Annotated in this window: 5 protein-coding genes and 1 pseudogene; 3 read left to right on the top strand and 3 right to left on the bottom strand. The window is 68.4% G+C overall.

Annotated elements, in window-relative coordinates:
- The first annotated feature begins 226 nt into the window (after positions 1-226).
- Positions 227-652, top strand: coding sequence for a DUF6223 family protein (locus BZY54_RS38650; protein ID WP_086730028.1), 426 nt, complete (start codon positions 227-229; stop codon positions 650-652).
- Positions 653-767: 115 nt separating this feature from the next.
- Here the strand turns inward: BZY54_RS38650 and BZY54_RS38645 are convergent, their stop codons facing one another.
- On the bottom strand, positions 768-1,934 hold the full coding sequence (locus BZY54_RS38645; RefSeq protein WP_086730029.1) for an NAD(P)/FAD-dependent oxidoreductase: 1,167 nt from the start codon (positions 1,932-1,934) through the stop codon (positions 768-770).
- 586 nt (positions 1,935-2,520) lie between these two features.
- A complete protein-coding gene (locus BZY54_RS38640; protein ID WP_244217540.1) occupies positions 2,521-3,228 on the bottom strand; it encodes a CehA/McbA family metallohydrolase domain-containing protein in 708 nt (235 codons plus the stop codon).
- Between BZY54_RS38640 and BZY54_RS38635 the strand changes: the two are divergent.
- Positions 3,161-3,589 (top strand): annotated as a pseudogene (locus BZY54_RS38635) (transposase); the annotation flags it as partial. The gene BZY54_RS38640 and the pseudogene BZY54_RS38635 sit on opposite strands and share 68 nt — an antisense overlap.
- A 12-nt stretch (positions 3,590-3,601) precedes the next feature.
- Here BZY54_RS38635 and BZY54_RS38630 read toward each other — a convergent pair.
- On the bottom strand, positions 3,602-4,108 hold the full coding sequence (locus BZY54_RS38630) for a DinB family protein (protein WP_086730027.1): 507 nt from the start codon (positions 4,106-4,108) through the stop codon (positions 3,602-3,604).
- Between the two features lie 414 nt (positions 4,109-4,522).
- On the opposite strand from BZY54_RS38630, the gene BZY54_RS38625 reads away from it, so the two are divergent.
- Positions 4,523-5,362 (top strand): IS5 family transposase, encoded by an 840-nt coding sequence (locus BZY54_RS38625; RefSeq protein ID WP_086730026.1) that lies wholly within the window; start codon positions 4,523-4,525, stop codon positions 5,360-5,362.
- Positions 5,363-5,364: the final 2 nt, after the last annotated feature.

The following is a 5,364-nucleotide window of genomic DNA, read 5'->3' as shown; positions in this document are numbered from 1 at the left end:
GCGGTCACCAGCGCGCGCCCGAGCCTCGCGTCGTATTCGACAGCCGGATGTCACGGCGGGCGAGTCCCGCTCGTGGACGAGCGGCAGGCTACCGCGCACGCGGTAGCTTCGCGGCGCCTGCTGCATCGGCCGCAGCGCAAAGTGTCTGCGTCTGCGGGACGACCGGCGATGGGTCCGTCGGAGATGCTCAGGCCCTGACCAGCCGCAGGACGAAAAGGAGTACCTCATGGCAGTCGGATTTACGCTTGCCGCACCGACGGCCGCGCACGCCTTGGCCCAGTCGGCCCACGTCGATTCCTACACCCTGACCGCCGCGCGATTGTGGGCCTCATCGGCCGCGCTGCTGGGGTTGGTCGGCGCGGTCATCGGCGGGCTGGCGCTGGCGCGTTCTGTCCGCCGTATCGGCAACAGCGGGAAGAAGGGGGCCATCGTGGCCCTGGTGTCCGGGCTGATCGCCGTGACGGGCGGCGCGCTGAATCTGGCCGTCGCCGACGGTGGTCCCGGCACCGGCAACGGAGTAGTCGGTGGCGCCTTGGCCTTGGTGCTGGGGCTGATCGCCATGGTCCTCGGAGGGCTGGCTCTGGCCCGCTCCCGCCGTACTGCTGCACCGACTGAGCGCAGCGAATACGAGCGCACGTTCGGGTCTGCCTGAAAAGTTCTCCCTATTCGTCGGCTCCTGGGCAAGTTCTTCGACGCACCAGAGCAGCCCGACGGCCTGGCCGAATCTTCAAGGACTACCAGTCATTGGCGACGGGTCCGAGCTCAGCTCACACGCTCCGGGCGTGCGGCCGGCCCAGTGAGGTCGGCGGACGGTCGGGGTTGTCGGCGAGGCCGCGCAGGCGGGCGAGGGAACAGGACGCGATGTCCTCGTCGGCGGGTCGGCCCTCGGCGAGGTCGGCGAGGACCTCGCCCATGAGCGCGGAGTACTTGAAGCCCTCGCCGCTGTCGCCGCAGGCGAGCACCACCCCGTCGCCGATCCCGTCGATCACGAACTGTCCGTCCGGTGAGTCGGTCCAGGTGCACACCTGCTCGTCGACCACGGTGGGCGTCGCGTCGGGGAACATGGCCCGCATGCGGCGGGACAGCCCGGCGGTGCGGGCGGAATCCGGTGTGCGGTCGTGGTCGCCCGGCCCCAACCGCCGCAGCGGGAGGTCGAGCCCTACCTTGTAGCCGACCCCGGGAGTAGGCATCCCGTACAGGCCGGCGCGGTCGGCGGTGGGGCCGTCGAACAGTCCCGGCAGCTGCGCGGTGGACGCCGGATCGGCGAGGCCGGAGTAGTGCACCACTTGCTCCACATAGGGCCGCAGCGGCACCGACAGGCCGACGTGCGGCAGCAGCCCCACGGTGCCGGGGCCCGCGGTGAGCACGAGGACGTCGCCGTCCAGCGTCGTGCCGTCGGCCAGGTGGACGACGGGCCCGCGGGCCCGCGTATCGATGGCGACCACCTCCGCGCCGGTGCGCAGGTGCCCGCCGTGCGCCGTCAGCCTGCGCAGCTGGGCGGCGAGTGCGGCCTCGGCCAGCACCACACCGGCGTCCGGCTGGAACACCGCGTCGCGGCCGTCGCCGGCGAGCCCGGGGAAGAACCGGCCGACGTCGGCCGCAGCGACCTCGGTGAAGGGCAGCTCCGCGTTCCGTAGGGTGGCGATGAGCCGGGGCAGGGATGTTTCGTCGCGCCACAGCAGCCCGCGCCGCAGATGGACTTCGGTGCCGGTGTCACGTTCGAGCCGCCGCATGGCCGCTTCTCCGCGCCGTGACAGACGGACCCGCAGCGGGTCGGGATCGGCAAGCCGCCACAGCCGGGTCGGACCGCGGGAGGAGGATAGCCGGTTGCCGACGCCGTAGCGGTCCACCAGCGTCACCGTGTGGCCGCGAGCGGCCAGTTCCGCGGCGGCGGGCAGGCCCCAGGCGCCCGCCCCGACGACCGTGCACCACATACGTGTGTCTCCCTTCACCACCAACGCCCGCACGGAAGGGCGGACGGCGGTCACGGTACCGCCGACCCTCCGGATCGTGAAGATCACCTGGCACCGCGCCGGGCCGGGAATCCGGGGCTGGGCCGCCCCGGTCCGGCAAGGGACCGAGGCGGCTCAGCGGCGACCGGCGGCGTCGGCGCACCGGGTAGGCGCGCACCACGGTCTGCTGAACCGTCGAGCCGTCCCCTGCCTTCGCGTGACCCGCAGCGACAGCCAGCCCGCATACAGACTCAGGGCCATCCCGCCCACTGCCGCGCCCCGCCACAGCCTGACCCATCGGGCGTGCACCACGCGCTCCCTTGCTGGACCTGTCCGGCGCGATCATTGCCCGAGTCCCCGGTCGGCTGTCGCCACCGGCGGGCTGGACTGCCGGACATTAGGCAGACGCCGCAACGTCACTGGGCAGAACGCGGATCCGGCCTCACGTCCCTCTCTCGGTTCTTCCGGAGAGAGGGACGTGGACGGTGCTGTCCCTTGCGTCACGGTGGGGGCGTGTGAGGGGCGATGGCGGATGAGGGAGCAGCGATGCGGATGTGGGGGTGGCTGGTCAGGGGACGTGGACGAAGGCCGGGTTGGGGTAGAACCACAGGTCCTCCCACGGGCTTTCCTGGCCGTCTGTCAGCGGTTCGGCCTCGTCGGTGCTGGTGCCACGGACACGGGCGTACATGTCGGTCTCGACGTTGCGGAGGGTGTGCTTGATGACGTAGTCCGTGCCCTGCTTGTGCCAGTCGTTCGGGTCGAAGCGGGCCACGACCTTGGTGGTCGGGTTGGTGTCGGTGTCGGTGTCGAGACTGGCTGTGGGGCCCGTGATCTGACCGACGATCAGGTCGACGCGTCGGACCTGCGGACGGTCGCCGTTGTGGTTCGGGCCCTCCAGCGGCCGAAACCTGATTTCGATCTCAACGTCGGTGTGGTTCTTGCGGTTCACCGTGACGGTCTCGCCCACCCCGGCGCCCTTGCCCTGGCTGTGGGCGGTCACGTCGAGGCTGGTGATCAGGTCGCCGGTGGTGACGAAGATCCGGCCGTTACGCAGCGCGTCCATGATGTCGGCGTAGTCCTGCTGGACCAGTACGTAGGTCTTGCTGTACTCGCCGGGCCAGAAGTCGGAGCCGCCGCGGGTCCAGTGGACGTGCGGGTCGGAGGTGGCGGTGATCCACCAGTGCCGTCCCCCACCGAGCAGCGCATCCCGCCGCCCCCTGGCCCTGCTGATCACTCCGGGCCAGTGGGGCGACGCTCCGCAGCTCCTCCCGGTCATGGAGCGCATCCGTGTTGGCCGCGCCGGTGGCGGCCACCCGCGCACGCGGCCCGACCATCTCGGCGGCGACGAGGCGTACTCCTCCCGTCGCAACCGTCGCTACCTGCCACGACGCCGGATCAAGCACACCATCCCCGAACCGAAGAACCAGCGGGCCAACCACCAAGCCCGCGGCAGCAAGGGCGGCCGACCTGTCGGCTTCGACAAGGCGATCTACAAGCGAAGGGACGAAGTCGAGCGGACGATCAACGCGTTGAAGAACTCCCGGGCCGTGGCCACGAGGTTCGACAAGCGCGGCTACATCTTCCGCGGCACCGCCACCGTCGCCTCGATCCGGCTCTGGCTCTGGCTCCGCCCATGATCTCCGCCGGATCTAGTCGCCGGTCGTGCCGTCGAGCATCTCGCGCAGGATGTCCAGGTGGCCGTTGTGGCGGGCCGTCTCCTCGGTGAGGTGAAGGAGGATCCAGCGCAGATCGACGTGGAGGCCGTTGCGGACGGCTCGCTGGGCCTGATTGTCCATGTCGTTCCCGGCGACCAGTTCGCGGTAGCGGGCGCTCTGTTCGGCGTATTCGTCAAGCAACTGCGTGAGCGGGAAGTCGACGGCGATACGCATCTCGCGGTCGGGGTCCTCCTCGGTCCAGGGGCCCCGGTCTTCCTCGCCGAGGAAGACCACTTGGAACCAGTAGTACTCGACCCAGCGGAGGTGGTTGATCACTCCGCTCATGGTCATCAGCGGTGAGCCCGGCAGAAGCGCCTTGCGTGCGTTCTCCGCGGAGACGCCGGCGCACTTGGAGCGGGCGGTGTCACGTGCGTAGTCGAGGAACGTGGTGAGCTGGGTGCGCTCGTCCCACGCGGGCGGCGTGTCATCAATTCTGGTCATCGCGCGAAGCCTCCCCGATCACCGCGACCGATGTCGAGCCATTTGTCAACGGACCCAACCTGCTCCACCCAACTACTCGTCCGGTGGGTCGCTATAGCGATTCAGCGCCAGCGGGACGCTGGGCATGATCCGCCGGACAGACCCTAGCCGTCCCGCCCTTCAGCGGTGGGTCGACAGTCGTCATCTGAGTGGGCGTTTAGCCATGGCCTGTGATGGTACGTCGCTCTTGCGGTCGGTACTCTTTGAAGAGATTCGCGTTCTACGTGCAGCTTCGCGGCCTTCCGGGCTCCGGCCTCGGCGCCCATTTGCTCCGTGTCTCACGCTCGAATTCCGTCTGGTCTATGGACGTCATAGAAACGCCCCTACAGGGCAAGTAACGCTGCCAGCCTCGCTGTTCGTGTAAAGAGCCCATTCGTGAGCCAGCGCAAGCCGTACCCCAGCGACCTGTCCGACGCCCGATGGGCGTTGATCGAACCGACCTTATCCGCCTGGAGGAAGGCCCGACTCGACCGCAGACCCACCGGTCAGCCGGCCAAGGTCGAGCTGCGCGATGTCTTCAACGCAATCCTCTACGTCAACCGCACAGGAATCCCGTGGAAGTACCTCCCGCACGACTTCCCGAACCACGGCACCGTCTACGCCTACTACGCCGCCTGGCGCGACGAAGGAATCCTCGCCCAGCTCAACTACGACCTCACCGGCCTGGCCCGGGTCAAGGAAGGCCGTAAACCCGAGCCGACCGCATCCGTGATTGACACACAGAGCGTGAAGACCTCTACCAACGTGCCCCTGACCAGCCAGGGGACGGATGCGGGAAAGAAGATTGTCGGCAGGAAGCGGGGCATCATCACAGACACGCTCGGTCTGCTCCTCGCCGTGACCGTCACCGCCGCAAGCCTGTCGGAAAACGCCGTAGGAATACGACTTCTCGACCAGGCCAAGAAGACCTACCCCACCATCTCCAAGAGCTGGGTCGACACCGGCTTCAAGAACGCCGTCATCGAACACGGAGCCAACCTCGGAATCGACGTGGAAGTCGTCAACAGAAAGCCCGACATCCGCGGCTTCCACGTCGTTAAAAGGCGCTGGGTTGTCGAGCGAAGTCTGGGATGGATCATGCTCCGCCGGCGACTGGCACGCGACTACGAGACCCTCCCCGCCAGTTCCGAAGCCATGATCCACATCGCCTCGATCGACAACCTCACCAAGCGCATAACGGACGAGACCACACCCACCTGGCGAGGCACCTACTAGGG

This window comes from Streptomyces carpinensis (assembly GCF_002154505.1).
Taxonomy (GTDB): Bacteria; Actinomycetota; Actinomycetes; order Streptomycetales; family Streptomycetaceae; genus Streptomyces; species Streptomyces carpinensis.
Note: the sequence above shows the minus strand (reverse complement) of the source record. Positions and strands in the feature narration are given on the sequence as shown.

What these genes read in the sequence shown, in the direction of transcription:
- BZY54_RS38630 (WP_086730027.1), bottom strand. Translation starts at nt 4,108, where the DNA reads ATGACCAGAATTGATGACACGCCGCCCGCGTGGGACGAGCGCACCCAG.
- BZY54_RS38640 (WP_244217540.1), bottom strand. Translation starts at nt 3,228, where the DNA reads ATGACCGGGAGGAGCTGCGGAGCGTCGCCCCACTGGCCCGGAGTGATC.
- BZY54_RS38645 (WP_086730029.1), bottom strand. Translation starts at nt 1,934, where the DNA reads ATGTGGTGCACGGTCGTCGGGGCGGGCGCCTGGGGCCTGCCCGCCGCC.
- BZY54_RS38650 (WP_086730028.1), top strand. Translation starts at nt 227, where the DNA reads ATGGCAGTCGGATTTACGCTTGCCGCACCGACGGCCGCGCACGCCTTG.